The organism is Actinomyces sp. zg296 (assembly GCF_009829695.1).
In the GTDB taxonomy this organism is placed as follows: domain Bacteria; phylum Actinomycetota; class Actinomycetes; order Actinomycetales; family Actinomycetaceae; genus Actinomyces; species Actinomyces marmotae.
This window is the reverse complement of record NZ_VWPG01000009.1, coordinates 21,708-43,707: the sequence shown is the minus strand read 5'-3', so window position 1 is coordinate 43,707 and position 22,000 is coordinate 21,708. Positions and strand designations below refer to the sequence as shown.

The 22,000-nt window shown below is 72.9% G+C and carries 20 protein-coding genes; 16 read left to right on the top strand and 4 right to left on the bottom strand.

All coding sequences use genetic code 11. The features are described from left to right. Positions 1-20 precede the first annotated feature (20 nt). Both GVV76_RS08150 and ffh read left to right on the top strand, forming a co-directional pair. Positions 21-866, top strand: a complete 846-nt coding sequence (locus GVV76_RS08150) for a MerR family transcriptional regulator (RefSeq protein WP_159626292.1) — start codon at positions 21-23, stop codon at positions 864-866. Positions 867-998: 132 nt separating this feature from the next. Then, a complete protein-coding gene (gene ffh / locus GVV76_RS08145) occupies positions 999-2,726 on the top strand; it encodes a signal recognition particle protein (RefSeq protein ID WP_159626290.1) in 1,728 nt (575 codons plus the stop codon). A gap of 1,981 nt (positions 2,727-4,707) precedes the next feature. Here the strand turns inward: ffh and GVV76_RS08140 are convergent. From GVV76_RS08140 to GVV76_RS08125, 4 genes are read right to left on the bottom strand one after another with little or no spacing between them, the layout of a single operon-like run. Further along, complete coding sequence (locus GVV76_RS08140; protein ID WP_236263323.1) at positions 4,708-5,346, bottom strand: response regulator transcription factor; 639 nt, start codon at positions 5,344-5,346, stop codon at positions 4,708-4,710. Then, the gene (locus GVV76_RS08135; protein ID WP_236263321.1) at positions 5,343-6,674 is read right to left on the bottom strand and encodes a sensor histidine kinase; all 1,332 of its coding nucleotides are present in this window, start codon (positions 6,672-6,674) and stop codon (positions 5,343-5,345) included. The genes GVV76_RS08140 and GVV76_RS08135 overlap by 4 nt, the downstream gene beginning before the upstream one ends. Beyond that, positions 6,611-7,477: an ABC transporter gene (locus GVV76_RS08130; protein ID WP_201288257.1), complete on the bottom strand. Its 867-nt coding sequence runs from the start codon at positions 7,475-7,477 to the stop codon at positions 6,611-6,613. Before GVV76_RS08130 ends, GVV76_RS08135 begins: the two co-directional genes overlap by 64 nt. 51 nt (positions 7,478-7,528) lie before the next feature. Further along, the gene (locus GVV76_RS08125) at positions 7,529-8,551 is read right to left on the bottom strand and encodes an ABC transporter ATP-binding protein (protein WP_159626288.1); all 1,023 of its coding nucleotides are present in this window, start codon (positions 8,549-8,551) and stop codon (positions 7,529-7,531) included. Between the two features lie 233 nt (positions 8,552-8,784). On the opposite strand from GVV76_RS08125, the gene GVV76_RS08120 reads away from it, so the two are divergent. From GVV76_RS08120 to GVV76_RS08055, 14 genes are all read left to right on the top strand, one after another. Continuing rightward, positions 8,785-10,353, top strand: a complete 1,569-nt coding sequence (locus GVV76_RS08120) for an alanine/glycine:cation symporter family protein (RefSeq protein ID WP_235925289.1) — start codon at positions 8,785-8,787, stop codon at positions 10,351-10,353. 282 nt (positions 10,354-10,635) lie between these two features. Beyond that, the gene (rpsP, locus tag GVV76_RS08115) at positions 10,636-11,121 is read left to right on the top strand and encodes a 30S ribosomal protein S16 (RefSeq protein ID WP_159524281.1); all 486 of its coding nucleotides are present in this window, start codon (positions 10,636-10,638) and stop codon (positions 11,119-11,121) included. Position 11,122: 1 nt separating this feature from the next. After that, positions 11,123-11,359, top strand: a complete 237-nt coding sequence (locus GVV76_RS08110) for an RNA-binding protein (protein WP_080462961.1) — start codon at positions 11,123-11,125, stop codon at positions 11,357-11,359. 140 nt (positions 11,360-11,499) lie between these two features. After that, positions 11,500-12,444, top strand: a complete 945-nt coding sequence (locus GVV76_RS08105) for an aldo/keto reductase (RefSeq protein WP_159524280.1) — start codon at positions 11,500-11,502, stop codon at positions 12,442-12,444. Between the two features lie 245 nt (positions 12,445-12,689). Further along, positions 12,690-13,313, top strand: coding sequence for a ribosome maturation factor RimM (rimM, locus tag GVV76_RS08100; protein ID WP_159524279.1), 624 nt, complete (start codon positions 12,690-12,692; stop codon positions 13,311-13,313). A gap of 31 nt (positions 13,314-13,344) precedes the next feature. Beyond that, on the top strand, positions 13,345-14,823 hold the full coding sequence (gene trmD / locus GVV76_RS08095; protein ID WP_159524290.1) for a tRNA (guanosine(37)-N1)-methyltransferase TrmD: 1,479 nt from the start codon (positions 13,345-13,347) through the stop codon (positions 14,821-14,823). Then, entirely contained in the window at positions 14,820-15,605 is a 786-nt protein-coding gene (gene lepB, locus GVV76_RS08090; RefSeq protein ID WP_159524278.1) for a signal peptidase I, read from the top strand. Before trmD ends, lepB (GVV76_RS08090) begins: the two co-directional genes overlap by 4 nt. A 236-nt stretch (positions 15,606-15,841) precedes the next feature. Beyond that, on the top strand, positions 15,842-16,189 hold the full coding sequence (gene rplS / locus GVV76_RS08085) for a 50S ribosomal protein L19 (protein WP_080462967.1): 348 nt from the start codon (positions 15,842-15,844) through the stop codon (positions 16,187-16,189). Positions 16,190-16,300: 111 nt separating this feature from the next. Next, a complete protein-coding gene (lepB, locus tag GVV76_RS08080; protein ID WP_159524277.1) occupies positions 16,301-17,191 on the top strand; it encodes a signal peptidase I in 891 nt (296 codons plus the stop codon). A gap of 3 nt (positions 17,192-17,194) precedes the next feature. Beyond that, positions 17,195-17,905 (top strand): ribonuclease HII, encoded by a 711-nt coding sequence (locus GVV76_RS08075; RefSeq protein WP_159524276.1) that lies wholly within the window; start codon positions 17,195-17,197, stop codon positions 17,903-17,905. A gap of 106 nt (positions 17,906-18,011) precedes the next feature. Next, positions 18,012-18,317 carry a DUF2469 domain-containing protein gene (locus tag GVV76_RS08070; protein ID WP_017177022.1) on the top strand — a complete coding sequence of 102 codons (306 nt, stop codon included), beginning with the start codon at positions 18,012-18,014 and terminating at the stop codon, positions 18,315-18,317. Positions 18,318-18,520: 203 nt separating this feature from the next. Further along, a complete protein-coding gene (locus tag GVV76_RS08065; RefSeq protein ID WP_159524275.1) occupies positions 18,521-19,006 on the top strand; it encodes a YraN family protein in 486 nt (161 codons plus the stop codon). Continuing rightward, a complete protein-coding gene (locus tag GVV76_RS08060; RefSeq protein ID WP_159524274.1) occupies positions 19,003-20,583 on the top strand; it encodes a YifB family Mg chelatase-like AAA ATPase in 1,581 nt (526 codons plus the stop codon). Before GVV76_RS08065 ends, GVV76_RS08060 begins: the two co-directional genes overlap by 4 nt. Continuing rightward, positions 20,580-21,971, top strand: a complete 1,392-nt coding sequence (locus tag GVV76_RS08055) for a DNA-processing protein DprA (RefSeq protein ID WP_159524273.1) — start codon at positions 20,580-20,582, stop codon at positions 21,969-21,971. Before GVV76_RS08060 ends, GVV76_RS08055 begins: the two co-directional genes overlap by 4 nt. The last annotated feature ends 29 nt before the right edge of the window (positions 21,972-22,000 follow it).

Below are 22,000 nucleotides of genomic sequence, written 5' to 3'. Positions count from 1 at the left end.
GCATGAGAGATTCTCAGGGCATGAACGACGCTCCCCGCTTTAGCGCCCCAGCACCGGCCCCGGCCCCCGGTCACGGGTCGGAGGCCGACCGCACGGTTGGCGATGCTGCGCGGCTGCTGGGCGTGAGCGTGCGCGCGCTCCACCACTGGGACGCCATCGGCCTGCTCACCCCCTCGGGGCGCAGTTGGTCCGGCTACCGCCTCTACAGCGACGCCGACCTCGACCGAGCCCAGCAGGTCCTCGTCTACCGCGAGACCGGCATGGGCCTGGCCGCGATCGGCGAGCTGCTCGACGGCGCCCCGGCGACGGCCGCCGAGCACCTGATGGAGCAGCGCCGACTCCTGTCCGAGCGGATCTCCCGCCTGACGCGGATGGTCCGCGTCATCGACACCATGATGGAGGCGGAGACCATGGGGAATCACATGAGCGGGGCCGAGCGGGCCCAGGCCTGGCACGGCCAGTGGAGCGAGGAGTACACCGCCGAGGCCGAGGAGCGCTGGGGCGGCACCGAGGATTGGGTGGAGTCGGAGCGCCGCAAGGCCGCCATGACGCCGGACGACTGGGCGCGGGCGGCCGACGAGGCCAAGCGCTTGGAGGCCGATCTCGCCGACGCCATGCGCCGCGGCGTCGCTCCCGGCAGCCAGGAGGCCAACGCCCTGGCCGAGCGCCATCGGGAGGAGCTGAACCGCTGGATCGAGATGACCGTGCCCAGGCAGGTGCTCATCGCCCGCGGATACGTTAGCGACCAGCGCTTCACCGCCTATTACGACGCCAAGGGGAAGGGCCTGGCCGCCTGGCTCAAGGACATCATCGACGCATCCGCCCTCGCCCAGGGGGTGGACCCGGGCTCCGCCGCCTGGGAGTGACGCGCGGGGTGGGGGAGCGCGCTTGCCCCGGCCGCTATCCTGGGCGGCAGCAAAGCGCGATGCCCGGGCGGCGCCATGCCGCCCGGGCCCGCACCCCCCGACCGGCGCGCCCGCGCCCCAGGAAGGACCCCCGTGTTCGGCAACCTTTCCGACCGGCTCACCGCCTCCTTCAACTCCCTGCGCGGCAAGGGCCGCCTGACCGAGGCCGACGTCGAGGCGACCGTCACCGAGATCCGCCGCGCCCTCCTCGAGGCCGACGTCGCCCTGCCCGTGGTGCGCGCCTTCACCGCCGCCGTGCGCGAGAAGGCCGTCGACGCCGCCCGATCCCAGGCGCTCAACCCCGCCCAGCAGGTCATCAAGATCGTCAACGACGAGCTTATCGAGGTCCTGGGCGGCGCCACCCGCGAGATCAACTGGGCGGACCGCGGCCCCACCGTCATCATGCTCGCCGGCCTCCAGGGCGCCGGTAAGACGACACTCGCCGGCAAGCTCGGGCGCTGGCTCAAGGGCGATGGCAAGCGCGTCCTGCTCGTGGCCTCCGACCTCCAGCGCCCCAACGCCGTCACGCAGCTCGGCGTCGTCGCCGAGCGCGCGGGCGTGGACATCTGGGCCCCCGAGCCCGGCAACGGCGTCGGCGATCCGGTGCGGGTGGCCGCCAGCGGCGTCGAGCAAGCCCGCGCCAAGGGCTACGACGTCGTCATCGTGGACACCGCCGGCCGCCTGGGCGTGGACGCGGAGATGATGGACCAGGCGATCCGCATCCGCGACGCCGTCGCCCCTCACGAGATCCTCTTCGTCCTGGACGCGATGGTCGGGCAGGACGCCGTCAACACCTCGGTCGCTTTCCGTGACGGCGTCGGCTTCACCGGCGTCGTGCTCTCCAAGCTCGACGGCGACGCCCGAGGTGGCGCGGCCCTGAGCGTGCGCGGGGTGACCGGCGCTCCCGTGCTCTTCTCCTCCACGGGTGAGGGCCTGGACGACTTCGAGCGCTTCCATGCCGACCGCATGGCCAGCCGCATCCTCGACATGGGAGACCTGCTCACCCTCATCGAGCAGGCGGAGAAGACCCTCGACGCCAAGGAGGCCGAGGACGCCGCCACCAAACTCGCCAAGGGCGAGTTCACCCTCGACGACTTCCTCACCCAGCTGCGCCAGATCCGCAAGCTCGGCTCGATGAAGAAGCTGTTGGGCATGATGCCCGGCATGGGGCAGATGCGCGAGGCCATCGAGGCCTTCGACGACCGCGAGGTGGACCGCATCGAGGCGATCGTCTGCTCCATGACGCCCGCGGAGCGCAAAGACCTCACGATCCTCAACGGCTCGCGCCGCACCCGTATCGCCAAGGGTTCGGGCACCACCGTCCAGGCGGTCAACGAGCTCGTCGACCGCTTCGAGCAGGCCAAGAAGATGATGGAGGCCATGGCGTCGGGCGGCATGGGAGGCGCGGGTGGCCCAGGTGGAATGCCCGGCCTGGGATCGCTGCCGTCCATGGGCAAGCACTCCAAGGCCCGTCAGGCGCCCAAGGCCAAGAAGAAGGGCAAGGGCGGGAAGAAAGGCCGCTCCGGCAACCCCGCCAAGGCGGCGCGCCAGGCCAAGGAGATCGCGCGGGGGGCCCAGGAGGCGCCCGCCGCGCCGGTGGCCGGATCCTCCTTCGGGCTAGGCCAAGGGGCAGGCGGGGGAGCGGGCGCGGGCAGCACCGGCAGTGCCGGCAGTGCCGGAAGTGTCGCTGGCGGCTACGGCATCATGCCGGGACAGCAGGCCGCCCCCGCGCAGCCCCAGCAGGCAGCGGCCTCCAGTGGCGACGTCGCCGATGCCATGGCAGCGCTCCCCGAGGACCTGCGCCGCCGCCTCGGGCTCTGAGAGCGGGGGGGCGGGCTGGGACCGGGCGGGCTGAGAGCGGGGGTGCGCGGGGTGGTGCGGCTCGCGCAGGGTGGTGGCTTTTCCCCTTTGGGTGGTGCTGTTCGTGTGGGGTGGTGGCTTTTCCCCCTTTGGGTGGTGCTGTTCGTGTGGGGTGGTGGCTTTTCCCTCTTTGGGTGGTGCTGTTCGTGTGGGGTGGTGGCTTTCCCCCCTTTGGGTGGTGCGGCTCGCGCCCACTGGTGCGGGCAGGACGCACCAGTGGGCGCGAACGGCACCGTTCAGTGCGGAACGCACCGCTGATGCCTCCGTGGGTGCCCACATTGCACGTGTTGGCGTGTCAGGCGTCGTTTGCTCGTTGTGGGTGTCGTGACCGGGTTGGTCGTGGCCCAGTTGCCGCCGTTCGTTGGGGTCATGGGCGCGTCCCGGGGGCGCGTCGGCAGCCCCGCCGCGCGCCGATGACATTCCACCCGGTGCTCACGATGGCCCCGCGGTGCTTACAGCGGCCAGCCGGTGCTCACGATCTTGGGGCGTGTTCGTGATGTTCTCGGCCCGGCGTCGAGAGCAGCGCTGGGAGGTCTCGGGCAGCGCTGGGATGCTTTGGGCAGCGCTCCCCGCGGTGCTCACGATGGCCCAGCGATACTTACGATGGCCCAGAGGTGCCCACAATGGTTCAGCGATGCCGACGATGGCCCACCCGGTGCTCACGACTTTGGGGCGTGTTCGTGATGTTCTCGGCCTGGTGTCGAGAGCAGTGCTGGGCCGTCGAGGGCAGCGCTGGGGCCTCTAGAACGGTGCTGGGATGTTTTGGGCACCACTCCCCGGGGTGCTGACGATGGCCCCGCGGTGCTTAAGGCGGTCGGCAGTTGCTTACGGCAGTCCTCCGCTGCTTATGATGGTCGGCCTTTATCCACAATGGCTTAGCGGTACTCACGACGGCCCTCCATTGTCCACAATGTCTCAGCAGCGCTCACAGTGACCCACCCGGTGCCCACGATCTTGGGGCGCGTCCATGATCTTCCCAGCCTGGCGTTGAGAGCAGCGTTGAGAGGCCTTGGGCAGCGTTGGGAGGTTTGGGGCGGTGTTGGGAGGTTTGGGGCAGCGCTGGGGCGTCTAGAGCAGTACTGGGATGTTTTGGGCAGCGCTCCCCGCGGTGCTCACGATGGTCCAGAGGTGCTCATGATGGCTCAGCGGTGCCTACGATGGCTTAGTGATGCCGACGATGGCCCACCTGGTGCTCACGACTTTGGGGCGTGTTCGTGATGTTCTCGGCCTGGTGTCGAGAGCAGTGCTGGGCCGTCGAGGGCAGCGCTCCCCGCGGTGCTCACGATGGTCCAGAGGTGCTCATGATGGCTCAGCGGTGCTCACGATGGCCCAAAGGTGCCCACAATCGCTCAGTGATGCCGACGATGGCCTACCTGGTGCTCACGACTTTGGGGCGTGTTCGTGATGTTCTCGGCCTGGTGTCGAGAGCAGCGCTGGGAGGTTTGGGGCAGCGTTGGGGCGTCTAGAGCAGTGCTGGGATGTTTTGGGCAGCGCTCCCCGCGGTGCTCAAGATGGTGCAGCGGTGCTTAAGGCGGTCGGCGGTTGCTTATGGCAGTTCTTCGCTGCTTATGATGGTTGGCTGTTGTCTACAATGGCTCAGCGGTACTTATAACGGCTTAGCAGTGCTTACGACGGTCGGCCGTTGCCCACGATGGCTCAGCGGTGCCTTCGACACCCCGGTCATACCGCCACGAGGCGTCCAGGAGCTGGTTACCCGCTATCAGTGAGCCAAGGAGCGGGTCCTGAACACCGACGCAACGGGAACCAGGCCCCAACCAGTGCTACGCGCCCAGTGAGCCGAGTTCGGTGGGGAAGGGTGGAGAGGTTGTCATCAACAGTGCGAGCTTGGAGTGCTGGGGAGGCTGACAGCCGTGCGCTCTTTCAGCCGCCCGCGCCTACAGCCGTGCGCTCCTACCCCGCCCGCGCCTTCAGTTGCCCGCGCCTACAGCCAGCCGTTGCGCTCGGCGGTGCGGGCGGCCTCGGTGCGGTTGCGCGCGTGGGTCTTGGCGATCGCGCTCGACAGGTAGTTGCGCACCGTCCCGTCGCCCAGGCGCAGGCCCGCGGCGATCCCATGGGCGTCGTCGCCCCGGGCCGCGAGGCGCAGCACTTCCTTCTCCCGCTCGGTGAGCGGATTGGGACCCAGGAGCACCGATTCCTGGGCGAGGGTTGGGTCGATGACCCGCAGCCCCGCGTGAATGCGACGGATCGCGTCCGCCAGCTGCTCTGGGGGAGTGTCCTTGACCAGGAAGCCGCTCGCCCCCGCCTCCAGCGCCCGCGACAGGTACCCCGGGCGCCCGAAGGTGGTCACGATGAGGCTGCGGCAGGCCAGGCCCGAGGCGGTCAGGGCGGCGGCGGCGGCCAGGCCATCGCCGTCGGGCATGTCGATATCCAGCAGCGCCACATCGGCTCCGTGCTCCCGGGCCGCGGCCACCACCTCGGTGCCGGATCCCACCTGCGCCACGACCTCCAGGTCCGCCTCCAGTCCCAGCAGGGTCGCCAGCGCGCCGCGCACCAGCGCCTGGTCATCGGCGATGAGCAGGCGGATGACGACGCCGCCGTGCTCGGAATCCGTCGCCTTCACAGTAGGACCTCCATCTCGGTGCCCGGTCCGGCCCCGCCCGGTCCGGCTCCGCCCGGTCCGGTCCCGACCGGTCCGGCTCCGACCGGTCCGGCCCCGCCCGGGCTGGGGATGGGATGCGGCGTCGGGCTCACCAACCGAACCTCGCCCCCCGAGGTCTCCACGCGCTTGCGCAGACCCCGCAGCCCGTTGCCCTCGGGAGCCCCATTGAGCCCGCGCCCATTGTCCGCCACCACGACCCGCCCGGGCGAGAGGGCCACCCTGACCGCTGTGGCGCCCGCGTGGCGCAGGATGTTCGTCGTGGCCTCGCGCAGCGCCCAGGAGGCCAGTTCGCGCTGCCCCAAAGGGAGGTCCTCGGGTCTGCCGGTGAACTCGGCGTCGATGCCGGCCGCCGCGAAGGCCGTGCGGGAGGACTCGATCTGACTGGCCAGATCCGGGGTGCGTAGGCGCGTGGCGGTCGCCCGCACATCCGCCAGGGCGGCCCGTGAGAGATCGATGACCTCGGCGAGCTCGCGCTCCGCCGCCTCGGGATCCCGGCGCAGAAGCCTCTGGGCGACCTCCGCCTTGAGGGTCAGCACCGTGAGCGAGTGACCGAGGATGTCGTGCACGTCCCGCCCGATCTCCTCGCGCTCGGCCATCGCGGCCTCCGCGCGTGCCTGCCGGGCGCGCTGCGCCTCCTGCTCGGCGAAGAAGCGGGAGAGGACCACGAACCCCGACGACGTGATGCAGCCGAGCGTCATGTACACCAGCCCCGGCTCGCCCGGGCCCACGGCCAGGATGACGGCCAGCGCGGCCAGCGCGGCCAGGCACATTCCCGCGCTGGCCATCAGGCCCGTGCGCAGCCTGGTGGTGAACAGGACGATCGCGCAGAAGTAGGGGAGGAACACCGTGGAGTACCAGGTGATCGCGATCGTGGACGCGACCGCGCACAGTCCCAGGAGGACGAGTGGGCGGATCGCGGGGGCGAGCTCCTCGCGCGGCCTCGAGGCCGGGGCGAGGCGGGCGAAGTTAGCCCGCTTGGCGATGAGGCTGACTTCGATCACGTAGATCACCGCGAAGGCCGCTAGGCCACAGGCCCCCAGGATCTTCGCCCACAGCGAGGCCCGCGATGCCAGGAGGAAGGCGATCATCGGCAGGAGGAAGCCGATCCAGATGGAAGCCTCCCAGTCGACGCCGAGCCACCCGGGCGCGCCGGGCCAGGTGGCGCGCCAGTCCCTCCAACTCGGCTCCGGCGACGAGGGCAGGGCCTGGCCGGGGGTCCTCCCGCTCATCGCCGCGCCGTGGCCCGGCGGCGGGAGAGCAGGCAGACGGCGGCGATGATGAGCGTCCATGCCACGAGGTTAGTGACCTGTATCCACGGGCTCTCGTGGACCACGCCCGTCGCGGTGTTGATGACATCGCCCATGATGGGGCGCTGCGCGAGGGTCGCGGCTCCGTAGAGCGGCGTGTAGCGCGCGATCGTGAGCAGCGCCCCGGACAGCGGCATGAAGATGTTGGACAGGAAGGCCCACACCGTCACCGAGGCGGCGGCCGTCCCAACGGCGCCCTGGGAGGGGAACCACATGCCGATGGCCAGGCCGTACAGGGAGAAGGGGATCGTCGGCAGCAGGCAGCCCAGGAAGGAGTTGATCCAGACGAGGGGCGTGTCGCAGCGCGCGCCCATGATGGCCCCGGCGCCGAACAGCAGGGTGGTGGGCACGAGTGATAGCAGGACCCCAGCCGCGGATTTGACCAGGTAGTACGCGCGCATCCCACCGGGGGTCAGCCCCATCTGGCGGCCCCATCCCCCCGCGAGCTCGACGGCGCTGCTCCCCGCCACGGTTGTGGCCGCCATGGCAGCGCTGAAGGCCGCCATATTGATCATGATGACGGCGTTGACATTGCCCCGGCCCGCATCGACATCGCTGTAGGAGGCCATGGTCCCGAACAGGAGGTACATGCCCAGCGGTATGACGACGATGAAGATGATCGTGTCAGCCCTCAGGATCGTCGTGCGCAGCTCGCAGAGCAGGTAGGGGATCAGACTCGGGCGCTCCGAGGGGGCCGGGCCGGGCCCGGGGCGCGGGGCGCCCTGGGCCGGGTTGATCGCGGTTCTGGTTTCAGTGCTGGTTTCAGTGCTGGTATCGGTTCTCATGGTGGTCTCCGGGCGGTGTCGGGATGGTCGTGGGCCGGCGCGCGCGAGCGCTTATCGCGCCGGAGGGGCGGCCGATCCTCCGACCGGCGCGGGCTCCTCGACGAGATCGGTGAAGACGTCGTCGAGGCTGAGGGCGGTGATCCCCAAGTGGTGGGCGGGCGTGCGGGTCAGCAGGATGCGGGCGACGTCGTCGGGCGCGGTGGTCCGCACCTCGATGTGCTCGCCGCGCACCGCGACGCCCTGGAGCGAGGCGCGCGCCTCGGCCAGCGCCTCATCGAGCGCGGCCGCTCCGGGCATGCCAGGCCAGGTGGCGGTGACGATGGTGCCCTCGCCGAGCGCCCGCACGTCGTCCACCGAGCCCGAGGCGATGATCCGGCCGTGGTGGATGATGACGATCCGGTCGGCGAAGTCCGCGGCCTCCTGGAGGTAGTGCGTGGCGAAGAGGACCGACTTGCTCCCGGCGGCGCGCTCGCGGATCGCGGCCCAGAAGGAGCGGCGGGCGGTGACGTCCATGCCGGCGGTGGGCTCGTCGAGCACCATGAGGTCCGGGTTGCCCAGCAGGGCCAGGGCCAGGCGCAGGCGCTGGCGCTCGCCCCCGGAGCACTTGGCCACCTTACGGCCCAGGATCGGGGAGATCCCGGAGAGCTCCAGGACGGCCGGGACATCGTGACGGGCCCCGCGCATGGCGGCCACAGAGCGGATCGTCTGACCCACCGTGTAGTCGGGCAGGAGGCCCCCCTCCTGGAGGATCGCGCCGGTGCGCAGCCCCCTGGCCGCTTGGTCTGGGCTGAGGCCGAAGACCCGGGCGGCCCCGGCGTCGGGGGTGGAGAAGCCGAGGATGATGTCCAGGGTGGTGGACTTCCCGGCGCCATTGGGGCCGAGGAAGGCCACGACCTCGCCGGGGGCCACGCGCAGGTCGATGCCGTCGACGGCGCGTACCGTCCCGAAGGTCTTGACCAGGCCGGTCACCTCGACGGCCGGAGGCTGCGCGCTCCTGCCGGCGCGCGGGTCCGGGGCGGGCGAGTGACCAGGGGGTTTCAGGGCGCCTGGGCCGCCCGGCGTGTGCTGTGTCATGGTCCTATCGTCGGCGCGATGGGCGGCGCCGGGTACTGAGGGCTGTCACCACCCGCCGATGACAGATGTCACGCGGGCGGGACCATCCTCCCGGCGGCTCTCCCGGCCGACATCCCCGTGCCCTCCCGGCCGACATCCCCGTGCCCGCCAAGGGCCGGACCTGAGGACGCGGCGCTCAACGGTCTCAGCTAGTCTCACGGGGTTCACTCGGATCCGGACTGACGGGACCCCTCATGCCCATCGCCATGCCCCTCGCCCTCCCGGTCGCCCTCCCCGCGGCGATCACAGCCGCGGCCTCGCACCCGCCGCTGACCGAGCGGCTCACCGAGTCGCTGGGCGCCTTCGAGGGCTTCGTGTCGGGCAAGATCCTCGTGTGGATCCTGCTCGGCACCGGGCTCTTCCTCACCCTGGGAACTCGCGGGGTCCAGGTGCGCCTCTTCGCCCGCAGCCTCCGCCTGGTCCTGCGCTCGCGGCACCAGCGCGGATCCCTGTCCAGCTTCCAGGCCTTCGTCATCGGCCTGGGCGGGCGCGTGGGCACCGGCAATATCGCCGGCGTCGCCCTGGCGGTCACCCTGGGTGGGCCCGGCGCCCTGTTCTGGATGTGGGTGGTGGCCCTGCTCGGCATGGCCACATCCTTCGCCGAGTCCACGCTTGCCCAGGTCTTCAAGGTCCGCAACGCCGACGGCATCTTCCGGGGCGGGCCCGCCTACTACATGCAGCGGGGCCTGGCCCTCGCCGGGCGCGGCGGGATCGGCCGGGCGATGGGCATCGTCTTCGCGCTTATGCTCATCTTCTCCTACGGGCTCATCTTCCCGATGGTCCAGTCCAACACCATCGCGGCCACCCTCGAATCCTCCCACCACGTGTCCACCACGGCCACCGCGATCGTTCTGATGGCCGTGACCGCCCCGATCCTCCTGGCCGGGATGCGCTTCGTGGCGAGGGTGACTGAGTGGCTGGTGCCCCTCATGGCCCTGGCATACATCGCCGTGGTCGCCGTCGTCATCATCGTCTCGCTGCCCAGCGTCCCCGGGGTCTTCGGGGACATCATCGCCGGCGCTTTCAGTCTGCGGCCGGGCCTGGCGGGCGTGGGCGGGGGCCTGTTCGCCACCTTCCTCAACGGCACCAAGCGCGGCCTGTTCTCCAACGAGGCGGGCCAGGGCTCCTCGCCCAACGGCGCGGCCACCGCCGACGTCGCCCACCCCGTGGTCCAGGGACTCATCCAGTCCCTCGGCGTCTTCATCGACACGATCGTCATCTGCACCGCCACCGGCCTGACCGTGCTGCTGGCCTCGCCCTCGATCTACACCCCGGGGGTCGCCCCCGAGTGGGCCGAGACCACGCTCGTCCAGCACGCCTTGGCCGACGCCCTGCCCGGCGGGTGGGTCCTGTGGTTCATGACCTTCGTCGTGGCGACCTTCGCCTACTCCTCGGTGCTGGGCTACTCGAACTTCGCGGAGATCAACCTCAGTTATCTCGGCGGCGGGCCCCGCGCCGGCGTGGCGCTGCGCCTGGCGATGACGGCGGCCACGGGATTGGGCGCGGTCGTCGCCCTCGACCTGGCCTGGGTGATGGCCGACGTCGCCCTCGCCCTTATGACCATCCTCAACCTCGTGGCCGTGCTCTGGCTGAGCCGCTGGGTCTTCGCCGTTCTGCGCGACTACGACCGCCAGCGATCCGACGGCGTCGCCGAGCCGGCCTTCGTCGCTGAGCGCGCCGGCCTGCCCGCGGCCCTCGACGGCGACATCTGGACGGCGGACAAGGCCGCCGCGCGCGTGGCCAGCCTCGACGAGGAGGCCTGAGCGGCCCGGGATCCTCGCCCACGGGCCCACGGGCCCACGGGGCCCACGGGGCCCACGGGGCCCACGGGGCGCCCTGTGGGCGATCTCGCACCACGCCGCGGCCGGTCGGAGGCGCTCGCGGTGGCGGCCTCTTGGCGGCATCTGGCACAATCCCCTGTGCACTCGAGCGCGCGAGGCCCCTCTCCCTCGCGCCCTCGCGTCTCGGCTCCCGCCGGAAACCGTTGCTTGACCCCACCGGGGATCGGCGCGGGCCAAACCATCCAGAACCAGGAGTTCAACCAAGTGGCAGTCAAGATTCGCCTCAAGCGCATGGGCAAGAAGTTCGCCCCCTTCTACCGGGTCGTCGTCCTCGACTCCCGCAAGAAGCGCGACGGCCGTGTCATCGAGGAGGTCGGCCTCTACGACCCGATGCAGGAGCCCTCGCTCATCCGCATCGACTCCGAGCGGGTCCAGTACTGGCTCGGCGTGGGCGCCCAGCCCTCCGACACTGTCTTCAACCTGCTCAAGATCACGGGCGACTACCAGAAGTTCAAGGGCCTGCCCGGCGCCGAGGGCCGTCTGAAGGTCAAGGACGCCGAGGCCGCCGCGGCCGCCAAGGAGGCCGCTGTCAAGGCCGTCTCCGACGACGCCGAGAAGCGCAAGGCCGCAGCCGCCAAGGCGAAGGCCGACGCTGAGAAGGAGGCGGCCGACGCCGCGGCCGCCGAGGCCAAGGCCGCGGAGGGCTCCTCCGAGGAGCCCGCTCCCGAGGCCCCCGCCGAGGAGGCCTGACATGCTCGCTGACGCGCTCGAGCACCTCGTCCGCGGGATCGTCGACAATCCCGACGACGTCACCGTCACCCCCCGGTCGCTGCGCCGCGGCGACCTCCTCGAGGTGCGCGTGAACCCCGAGGACCTCGGCCGCGTCATCGGCCGCTCGGGCCGCACGGCCCGGGCCCTGCGCACGGTCGTGGGCGCGCTGGCGGACTCGCCGGTGCGCGTCGACGTCGTCGACACCGACCGCCGCTGAGCGCGGCCCGGCCGCGAGGCCCCCGCGCTTCCCACGCCGTTGCCCGGCCCTCCAAGGAATGGAGGGCCGGGCAACGGCGTTGTGCCTCTCACCGGCCTCATCCGGGCCGTGGCGCGCAGTTCGACGAAGGAGACAGACTCATGCGCATAGGAGACTCGGACCTCGACGTCGCCAGGATCGGATTCGGCGGGAACGTCCTGGGATGGACCGCCGACGAGGCCACCAGCCACGCCCTGCTCGACGCCTACGCGGAGGCCGGGGGCAACTTCATCGACACCGCTGACGGCTACTCCCACTGGGCCAGTGGCAACCGCGGTGGGGAGTCGGAGGCCGTCATCGGCTCCTGGTTGCGCGCGCGGGGCCACCACGACGATCTCGTCATCGCCACGAAGGTCTCCACCAAGCCCGACCGGAAGGGCTTGGCCCCCAACAACGTGCGCCTCGCCGTCGACGAGTCCCTGGAGCGCCTGGGAGTCGAGGCCATCGACCTCTACTACGCCCACTTCGACGATCCCGGCGTGCCCCTGGCTGAGACCGTCGCCGTGTTCGAGGAGATCCGCGCGGCTGGCAAGATCCGCCACGTCGGCCTGTCCAACTACGCCCCTGAGCGCATCGAGGAGTGGATGGCGCTCGCCGCCGAGCAGGGCGCCGCCGCCCCTGTCGCCCTCCAGCCCCACTACAACCTCGTGCGCCGAGGCGACGTCGAGGGCCCCGGCGGCCGCGGCGAGGTGGCCGCCCGGCACGGCCTTAGCCTCGTGCCCTACTTCTCCCTGGCCGCGGGCTTCCTCGCTGGCAAGTACCGGCGCGACGAGGCCCCCACCGGCGATCGCGCCGGAATGGTCGCCGACTACCTGCGCCCCGAGTGCTTCGACGTGGTTGACGCCGTGGTCGAGATCGCCGCCGCCCACGGCGTGGAGCCGGCCTCGGTGGCCCTCGCCTGGCTGCGCGACCGCCCCGGCGTCGTCGCGCCCCTAGCCTCCGCCCGCTCCCTCGCCCAGCTCCCGGCCATCACCGCCGCGCTCGACCTCGCCCTGGCCCCCGAGGAGGCCGATCGCCTCACGCGCCTGTCCGACGCGATCGCCTGAGGGCCCGCGCCGATGCGGCCCGCGGGCGGGGCCGCATCAGCGCGGCGCCGTCCGGGCACCGCCTGGTGCCCCGCACGTGAGCAGGAGGGGACCCGTCAGGACCGGCGCCGGGGATGCCCCAGCGCGGGGAGTGACCTTCACCCCTCCTCGCGCTGGCGCGGGGGCCCAGCCGGGCGGCGCGGTAGGTTGGTGGCCGACACGGCGGATCGATCGCGCCGCCGACCCACGCCCACCCAGGAGACCAGGTGCAGCTCACTGTCGCCATCATCGGCCCCGCCCACGCCCTCAAGGGCGAGGTCCGCCTGGAGATCCGCTCCGACGACCCGCGGGGCCGTCTCGCCTCCGGCGCCGTCCTGGCCACCCAGGACCGCTCCGGGAAACCGGCTGCCGACCTCACCGTGGAGCGCCTGCGCTTCGACGGCACCCGTTGGTTCGCGGTCTTCGCCGAGGCCCCCGACCGCAGCACCGCGGAGGCCCTGCGGGGCCACCGCCTCCTCATCGACACCGACGCCGAGCCCGAGGATGAGGACGACGACGCCTGGTACCGCCACCAGCTCGTGGGCCTGGCCGCCCGCCACATCGATGGTACTGGGCTCGGCGCTGTCACTGATCTCGAGCCCGGCGTCGCCCAGGACCGCCTCATCATCACCACGCCCAGTGGGCAGCGCGTCGCGGTCCCCTTCGTCGAGGCGCTCGTGCCCGAGGTCGACCCCGAGGCCGGGCTGGTCATCATCGACCCGCCCGGAGGCCTCTTCCCGGGCATAGGCGCCGCGGAGGTCAGTGAGGAGACCGCCGGGGCATCGGGTCCCCGCGGTGCTCGCGGCGCCCGCAGTGCCGGGCAGGCGGCCGACGGCGGTGATCATGACTGACACGGGCGGAGCCTCCACGCGGTCCCGGCGGATGCGCATCGACGTCGTCAGCATCTTCCCGGCCTTCCTCGACGTCTTGGACCTGTCCCTCATCGGGCGCGCCCGGGAGGACGGCCTCATTGACCTGCGTGTCCACGACCTGCGCGACTGGGCGCACGACCGCCACCGCACCGTGGACGACACCCCGCTCGGCGGTGGCGCCGGCATGGTCATGAGGCCCGACGTGTGGGGGGAGGCCCTCGACGCCGTCCTGGCTGACGGCGCTGAGGTGCCGGGGGGCCCTGAGACTCCGGGCGGGGCGCTCGGGGCGGGCCGCGCCGTCCTCCTCATCCCCACCCCCGCCGGGGAGGTCTTCACCCAGCGCACCGCCGAGGACCTCGCCGGGGCCGACCGCCTCATCGTGGCCTGCGGGCGCTACGAGGGCATCGACTCGCGCGTGCCCCGCCACTACGCGGCGCGCGGCATCGAGGTGCGCGAGCTGTCCATCGGCGACTACGTCCTCAACGGGGGAGAGGCGGCCGCCATCGTCATGATCGAGGCCATCGCCAGGCTCCTGCCGGGCGTCCTCGGCAACCCCGCCTCCGTCGTCGAGGAGTCCCACAGCGCCCTCGGCCTGCTCGAGCATGAGGCGCTCACCCGCCCCGTCGCCTGGCGGGGGCTCGACGCTCCCGAGGTGCTGCTCTCCGGGGACCATGCCCGCATCGCCCGCGCGCGTCGCGACGAGGCCATCGCCCGCACCGCCGCCCGCCGCCCGGACATGATCCGCGCCCTGGATCCCACCACCCTCGACTCCCAGGACCGCGCCGCCCTCGCCCGCCACGGCTGGGTGGTGCCCGCCGGGTCCCTCGGCCCCGCGCCCATGCGCCTGCGCCCCGCCGAGCCCGACGATGCCCGGGCCCTCGCCGCCCTAGCCGCGCGGACCTTCCCGGACGCCTGCCCGCCCTTCCTCGCCCCCGAGGAGATCGCCGCGCATGTCGCCCGCGCCCTGACTCCCGAGCGCTTCGCCCAGTGGATCGCCGACGAGCGCGCCGGCGTCGCCGTCGCGGAGCTGCCCGAGGGCTCGCCGGCCGGCTCCGATGCCGAGCCGATCGCCCCCGGCGAACTCGTCGGCTACGCGGTCTTCCTCCTGGAGACCCGCGACGCCGACGGCGCCCTTCCCGAGGGCCTCGACGCCCGCCCGCCCAGCATCGCCGCGCCCGACGCGGCCAGCGGCAGGGCCGTGGCCGAGCTGTCCAAGGTCTACGCCGACTCCCGGCTGCGCGCCTCCGGCCTGGCCCCAGTGCTCATCTCCCACGCCCTCGCCAGCGCGGCCCGCGCCGGCGCCACCGAGATCTGGCTGGGAACCCACGAGGGCAACCGGCGCGCGCGGAAGGCGTACAAGCGCGCCGGTTTCTCAGCGCGCGGAACGCGCGTCTACGAGGTGGGCGGAACCGCGTGCCGCGACGTCGTCATGTCCCTGACCCTCGCCCCCGCTGGCGAGCCCAGCCCCAGGAAGGAGCCGCGCGCATGAGCGACGCGTTGACCAGAGCCGAGGACGCCCCAGCCGGCCCGGACGCCGAGACCGAGCCCGCCGGTGCCGCCGAGGGGGCCGACGGCGCCGACGCCGTTGACGGAGCCGACGGCGCCGGGCGGAGCCGAGCCGACCGCTGGCGCGGCCGGCTCATCGTCGTCGCCTTCCTCATCGTCGGCATCATCGGCGCCGCCCTGTTCAAGTCCTACATCGCCCAGTCCTTCATCATCCCGTCCGGATCCATGGAGAACACCCTCAAGAATGGGGACAGGGTGGTGGTGACCAGGTACGACGCCACCAACATCCACCGCGGCGACATCGTCGTCTTCGCCGACCCCGGTGACTGGCTCAACGATCCCCAGCCCACCGGTCTCGCGGGCCTCGCCCGGGACGCCCTCATCGCCGCGCGCCTCCTGCCCGACCGCACCGGCGACCACCTCATCAAGCGAGTCATCGGGATGCCGGGGGACCATGTCGTCGCCGACGGCGTCGGCCCCATCACCGTCAACGGGATCCCGGTCAGCGAGCCCTACATCAAACCCGGCCGAGCCCCCTCCGAGCTCGCCTTCGACGTCGTCGTCCCGCCGGGGAAGATCTGGGTCATGGGAGACAACCGCTCCAACTCCGAGGACTCGCGCCACCACCAGGATGATGCCAACGGGGGCTTCGTGCCGCTCGACGACGTCGTCGGCGTCGCCAAGAGCGTGGTCTGGCCGGTCTCCCGCTGGGGAGGCCTGAGCGACGGCCGGGAGGCGTTCTCCAGCGTTCCCCCCGCCTCCTGACGCCGCGGGCCCCGCGTGAGGTCGCGCACTTGGGCATGGGCGTCATCGCCGCGGCCCGTGGCCCTGTGGCAGACTGGACCCGCCCACGGGACTCGGGGTGCCTCCGCCACTGGGGAGGTCCCAGCATCGCAGGACCCGCCGGGCACACGCTCCGGGGCGGCCCCATCCATCATGGGATGGTGCGGCTCCGACTGACCAAGCGCTCACGACCAGTGGCGCGTGCGCAGGAGAGAACAATGAACCTGATCGACGAGATCAACGCCAAGTCGCTGCGCGACGACATCCCCAGCTTCCGCCCCGGCGACACCGTCAAGGTGCACGTCAAGGTCGTTGAGGGCAATCGCTCCCGCGTCCAGGTCTTCCAGGGCGTCGTGATCGCCCGTCACGGCGGCGGCATCGGCGAGACCTTCACGGTCCGCAAGATCTCCTTCGGAGTCGGCGTTGAGCGCACCTTCCCGGTGCACACCCCCTCGATCGACAAGATCGAGGTCGTCACCCGCGGTGACGTGCGCCGCGCCAAGCTGTACTACCTGCGCAACCTGCGCGGGAAGGCCGCCAAGATCAAGGAGCGCCGGGAGGCCTGATCCCGCTTCTCCCTCAAGCGCCCGGGGCCCCGAGCCCCGGGCGCTGACTCCATCCGGCGCATGGCGCCGCCCCGTCAACGCCAGCCACCACGATCATCGAGAGGAGGCCCTGTGACCGACCAGCGCCAGCCGATCATCGTCCTGGGCGCCTCCCGGGATGATCCCGCGGACGAGGAGCCCCGCCAGGACGGCGAGGACTCCCCCCGCCCCCTCCCGCCCGCCTTCCCTCCCCGCCAGCCGGTCGCCAACGCCACCGGCACGCGCCTGGCCGACTCGGCCCCCGCGCCCTCGGCCCCCAGCCCCTGGCGGCGCCTGCTCTCGAGCCTCATCGTCGTCGCCGTCGTCCTGACCGGCTCGGCGCTCATCAAGTCCTTCGTCGTCCAGACCTTCGAGATCCCCTCGGCGTCCATGGAGCCCACCCTCGTCAACGGGGACCGGGTGGCCGTCACCATGTACGACTCCAAGGACGTGCGCCGCGGGGACATCATCGTCTTCCGCGACCCCGACTCCTGGCTCAACACCACCGACCCCACGGGCCTCAAGGGCGCGATGCGCGGCCTCTTCATCGCGATCGGCCTCCTGCCCGAGGGCTCCGGGCACCATCTCATCAAACGCGTCATCGGGATGCCGGGGGACCACGTCGTTGCCGACGGCCAGGGCGGCCTGACCGTCAACGGCGTCCAGATCCACGAGCCCTACCTCCGCCCGGGGACCTCGCCGTCCACCACGCCCTTCGACGTCGTCGTGCCCGAGGGCTGCGTGTGGGTCATGGGGGACAACCGCTCCAACTCCGCCGACTCCAGATTCCACACCTCCGACGCCCATGGAGGCGCCGTGCCCCTGACCGACGTCGTGGGCGTGGCCAAGAGGATCGTGTGGCCCTTCGCCCACTGGGGCACGCTGGCCGGTGGCCGCGAGGCCTTCAAGGACGTCCCCGCCGCCGATCCGGCCGCCGCGCCCGTCCGGGAGGACGCGCCCGCGGGCATGGCCCGCGCGGCCTGACCCATGCCGCGCACTCGACCCGACCGCGCCCTGGAGGCCTCGCTCCTGAGGGACCATGAACTCGTTGGCGGCCTCGACGAGGTCGGCAGGGGCGCGTTGGCCGGCCCCGTCACCGTCGGCCTCGCGGTGGTCTCCCGGAGCACCGCTGACGCCTTCCCCGAGGGCCTGGCCGACTCCAAGATGCTCAGCGCCTCCCGGCGCGAGTCCCTGACAGCCCCCTGCGCCGCATGGCTCACCGACCACGCCATCGCCCACGCCTCACCGGCTGAGATCGACGCCCTCGGCATCGCCGCCGCCCTGCGCCTGGCCGGGCGGCGAGCCCTGGCCCGGGTCCGCGAGCGCGGCCACCTGCCCGGCGTCATCATCCTTGACGGCACCGCGAACTGGCTGGTCCCTCCCGCCGAGGACCTCCTGTCCGCCCTCGACCAGCCGGATCAGATCGTGCTCCGGAGCGACTACGGCTCCGCCATCCCCGACGAGGACATCCCCGGCGTGGTCATGCGCGTCAAGGCCGACGCGGGCTGCGCCGTGGTCGCAGCCGCCTCCGTGCTTGCCAAGGTCGAGCGCGACGCGATCATGTCCGCCCTGCCCGACCCCGGCTACGGCTGGGCCTCCAACAAGGGCTACGGCTCGGCCGCGCACCAGGCGGGCCTGGCCGAGCTGGGCGCCAGCGAGCAGCATCGGCGCAGTTGGCGCCTGCCCGGGCTGGGCTGAGGACCGCGCGCCCGCCGTGGTGGGCGGGGGCTCAGGGGGGCGCGGGTGGGCGACGCAACCCGCCTTCCGCTCGCGCCGGGGTGGCGGCGGCGGGCATGATGGCCCGGTGAGTGCAGAGGACCTTGAGGCATACGAGAACGATCTGGAGCTCGATCTGTACCGGGAGTACCGGGACGTCGTGGGGCTGTTCGACTACGTCGTCGAGACGGAGCGCCGCTTCTACCTGGCCAACTCCGTGGACGTGCAGGTGCGCACCAACGGCGGCGAGGTGTTCTTCGAGCTGAGCCTGGAGGACGCGTGGGTGTGGGACATCTACCGCTCCTCCCGCTTCGTGAAGTCCGTGCGCGTGGTCACTTTCAAGGATGTCAACGTCGAGGAGCTGTCCAAGCCGGAGATGGAGATCCCCTCCTGAGCGCCTGACCCATCGCGGCGGCGGTTGCCCGGACCGGCGGGGGTTCGGCGCGCCTGAGGCCCGCGCGGCGCCGTCGCGCCGCCATCGCGGCGCCATGCGCCGGGAACCACCGGGGCCGCCGCGCGCGGGTCCCGCCCCCTCCTGGGGACGGCGGGCGCGAGCCAGTCCGACGAAGGGGCACCGTGGTCACGGAGGTGACCACCATGACCCCGACGAACCCGCCCATCCCCGCTCCACCGGCAGCGCGCCTCAGCCCACCGATCCCGCCCAACGCGCGGGAGGCGCCGCCCGCCGCGCCCCCGAGCCCCGCGGAGAGGCGGCGCCTGACCGGCCAGCGGGGCGAGGGTATCGCCGCCGACTACCTGCGCGACTCCGGCTGGCGGATCCTCGATCGCAACTGGCGCGCGCCCGCCGGGTCCGGGCTTCGCGGCGAGCTCGACATCATCGCCGAGGATCCCGCCGGAGCTCTGGTCATCGTCGAGGTCAAGACCCGATCCAGTCTGCGCGCCGGGCCGCCCGCCGCCGCTGTCACCCCTCCCAAGGAGGCGCGCTTGCGGCGCCTGGCTATCGCCTGGGCCGGCCGGCGGGGAGCCCCGCCGCACCGCCTCCGCCTGGACGTGGTCTCCGTGATCCTGCGCGAGGGTGCCCCCGCGCTCCTGCGCCACCACAGGGCGGTGTGCGGATCATGAGCATCGCGCGCGCCCTGGCCGTCACCCTCACCGGGCTACGGGGGCACCTCGTCGACGTCGAGGCCCACGCCGCCCCAGGCCTGCCGGGCTTCATGCTCGTGGGCCTGCCCGACGCCGCGATCCGGGAGTCCCGGGAGCGCGTGCGCGCCGCCCTCACCGTCTGCGGCACGACCTGGGGCGAGCAGCGCCTGACCGTCAACCTCTCCCCGGCGGACCTGCCCAAGACCGGCACCGGCTTCGACCTGGCCCTGGCCCTGGCCGTGCTCGGCGCGCGCGGGGCCCTGCCGCCCCGCGCCCTGGCCACCATGGCCCGGGTCGCCTACATCGGGGAGCTCGGTCTGGACGGCGCCGTGCATCCTGTGCGCGGCGTGCTCCCCGCGGTCCTGTCGGCTGTCGAGGCCGGCGTGAGCCGCGTAGTGGTCCCCGCCGCCTGCGCGTCGGAGGCCCGCTTGGTGCCGGGAGCGAGCATCCAGGCGGTCCACCACCTTGGCGAGCTCGTCCAGGGCTACGGCGGGCGCCTGCCGCGCGCCGCCGTCGAGATCATGCGCGGCGCCCAGGAGCGCCCGCCGTCCGTCATCGCCGCCCCCGCGGGCGGCCGCGCGGGCCCCGGCCACCGGGCCGACCTCGCCGACGTCGTCGGGCAGGCCCAGGCCCGCCATGCGCTCGAGGTCGCGGCCGCCGGCGGGCACCACCTGCTCATGGTCGGGCCGCCCGGGGCGGGCAAGACCATGCTCGCCGAGCGCCTGCCCTCGATCCTGCCTCCCCTGGCCGAGAGCGACGCCGTCACAGTCACCTCCCTGCACTCCCTGGCGGGCCTGCTCAACGCTGACTCCGGCCTGCTGGCCGAGCCGCCCATGCGCTGCCCGCACCACACCGCCACGCGCGCCGCCATCATCGGCGGGGGCTCCGGCCTGCCCCGCCCGGGGGACGTGTCCCTGGCGCACCGGGGCGTCCTCTTCCTCGACGAGGCGCCGGAGTTCCCTGCCAGCGTCCTGGACTGCCTGCGTCAGCCACTGGAGGCCGGGGAGGTGAGCATCGACCGCGTCGGCGGGCGGGCCGACTACCCCGCGGCGTTCCAACTCGTGCTCGCCGCCAACCCCTGCCCCTGCGGGCGCGCCAGCGGCAAGGGCCTGGAGTGCGCCTGCACCTCCCTCCAGCGGCGCCGCTACTTCTCCCGCCTGTCCGGGCCGCTCCTGGACAGGGTGGACATCCAGGTGGAGGTCGACGCGGTCAGCGCCGCCGACCTCGCCTCGGGCGCGCCCGGGGAGTCGAGCGCCGCGGTGGCCGCCAGGGTGCTCGCCGCACGCGAGCGGGCCGCGGCGCGACTGGCGGGAACCCCCTGGCGCCTGAGCTCCCAGGTTCCGGGCTCCTACCTGCGCAGTGAGGAGGGAGGGGCCGATCCGGCCCTCATGCGCCCGCTCATGGAGGCCCTCGACCGGGGCGACCTCACTCTTCGCGGCGTCGACCGCGTTCTCCGCCTGGCCTGGACTCTCGCCGATCTCGCTGAGCGCGACCGCCCCACCCCGCCCGACCTCGGGGCCGCCCTGGCCCTGCGCACACGAGGAGCCCGCCCATGAGCGCCCGCGACACCACCGCTGCTGCCGCCCCCGACGCCGCCTCCCACCGCGCCACGCCGATCGATGGGGCCGCGCCACGCGGCGGCGCGCCGGTTCCCGGGCCTCGGCAGGCGCGACCGGTCGAGCCGACCGATGAGTCGGATTCCCTGGCCCGCGCCACCTGGTCGCGGCTCGCCGAGCCGGCCGACCACGCCGCGGCCCTCCTCGTGGCCGGCCTCGGCGCGCCCGAGGCCCTGGCCTGGGTGCGCCACATGGCCGAGCGCGACTCGGGGAGCCCTGAGCCCCCGCCGCTACCGGAGTCCCTCCTGGTGAGCGCCACGCCCCGCCGATGGGAGGTCGCGGTGGGGCGATGGGCGCCCCGGCTCGCGGGCCTGGACATCCGCCGTGAGCTCGATGTCCTGGAGCGCTTGGGCGGCTCGCTCGTGGTCCCCGGCGATCCCTGGTGGCCACCGGGCCTGGATGACCTCGAGCATCCCCCCTTCTGCCTCTGGCTGCGCGGGGACCCCGCCCTGCTCGTGGGCCGCCAGGAGGCGGGCGCCGGGCAAGGCTGGCCGGGGCTGCCGGCGCGGGAGGACCGCATGGCCGCGGGGCGCGGGGCCGGTCGCGCCCTCGCGCTCGTCGGCGCCCGGGACTCCACCGCCTACGGTGAGCGCATGGCCATCGACCTGGCGCGGGGGCTCACCGAGCGCAGCGCGCTCATCGTCTCCGGCGGCGCCTTCGGCATCGACGCCGCCGCGCACCGGGGGGCGCTCACCGCGGGGCCCACGCTGTCGGTGTCGGCCGGGGGAGTGGACCGCCTCTACCCGGCCGGCAACGCGGCCTTGCTCCAGGCGGTGGTGGACCATGGGGCCCTCGTGGCCGAGGTGCCGCCCGGCAGCCAGCCCGCTCGGCACCGCTTCCTGACCCGCAACAGGATCATCGCCGCGATGACGGGCGCCACCGTCGTCGTGGAGGCGGCCTGGCGCTCGGGCGCGCTGTCCACCGCCCACCACGCCATGGAGATCGGGCGCCCCGTGGGGGCCGTTCCCGGGCCGGTGACCTCCATGGCCTCAGGAGGCTGCCACCGCCTCCTGCGCCAGGGGGCGACCTGTGTCACCGACGTCGAGGAGGCCCTCGAGCTGCTCCTCCCCTTGGGAGCCGCGGACGCCGATGCCCCCAAGGAGGCGCTCTCCGCGGCGCGCCGGCCCGGCCTGCTCGACGGGCTCGACGCCATCTCCGCCGCCGTCGTCGACGCCCTGCCCGCGCGCGCGGCGGCCAGCATCGAATCCGTCGCCCGGGCCGCCGGGCTGTCCGAGCGGGAGACCCTGGCCGCCCTGGGCGCGCTCGAGCTGGCCGGCCGCGCCCAGAGAGATGGCGCCCGCTGGCGACGGCCCGCCCGGAGCCGCTGAGCGCCAGCGGTCCGGGCCCGGTCCTCTAC

Excerpts from the sequence above, each read along its gene's own strand:
- GVV76_RS08150 (WP_159626292.1), top strand. The coding sequence starts at position 21 with ATGAACGACGCTCCCCGCTTTAGCGCCCCAGCACCGGCCCCGGCCCCC.
- GVV76_RS08135 (WP_236263321.1), bottom strand. The coding sequence starts at position 6,674 with ATGGACGCTCATCATCGCCGCCGTCTGCCTGCTCTCCCGCCGCCGGGC.
- GVV76_RS08130 (WP_201288257.1), bottom strand. The coding sequence starts at position 7,477 with ATGAGAACCGATACCAGCACTGAAACCAGCACTGAAACCAGAACCGCG.
- GVV76_RS08125 (WP_159626288.1), bottom strand. The coding sequence starts at position 8,551 with ATGACACAGCACACGCCGGGCGGCCCAGGCGCCCTGAAACCCCCTGGT.
- GVV76_RS08120 (WP_235925289.1), top strand. The coding sequence starts at position 8,785 with ATGCCCATCGCCATGCCCCTCGCCCTCCCGGTCGCCCTCCCCGCGGCG.
- GVV76_RS08110 (WP_080462961.1), top strand. The coding sequence starts at position 11,123 with ATGCTCGCTGACGCGCTCGAGCACCTCGTCCGCGGGATCGTCGACAAT.
- GVV76_RS08105 (WP_159524280.1), top strand. The coding sequence starts at position 11,500 with ATGCGCATAGGAGACTCGGACCTCGACGTCGCCAGGATCGGATTCGGC.
- trmD (WP_159524290.1), top strand. The coding sequence starts at position 13,345 with ATGCGCATCGACGTCGTCAGCATCTTCCCGGCCTTCCTCGACGTCTTG.
- lepB (WP_159524278.1), top strand. The coding sequence starts at position 14,820 with ATGAGCGACGCGTTGACCAGAGCCGAGGACGCCCCAGCCGGCCCGGAC.
- rplS (WP_080462967.1), top strand. The coding sequence starts at position 15,842 with ATGAACCTGATCGACGAGATCAACGCCAAGTCGCTGCGCGACGACATC.
- GVV76_RS08075 (WP_159524276.1), top strand. The coding sequence starts at position 17,195 with ATGCCGCGCACTCGACCCGACCGCGCCCTGGAGGCCTCGCTCCTGAGG.
- GVV76_RS08065 (WP_159524275.1), top strand. The coding sequence starts at position 18,521 with ATGACCCCGACGAACCCGCCCATCCCCGCTCCACCGGCAGCGCGCCTC.
- GVV76_RS08060 (WP_159524274.1), top strand. The coding sequence starts at position 19,003 with ATGAGCATCGCGCGCGCCCTGGCCGTCACCCTCACCGGGCTACGGGGG.
- GVV76_RS08055 (WP_159524273.1), top strand. The coding sequence starts at position 20,580 with ATGAGCGCCCGCGACACCACCGCTGCTGCCGCCCCCGACGCCGCCTCC.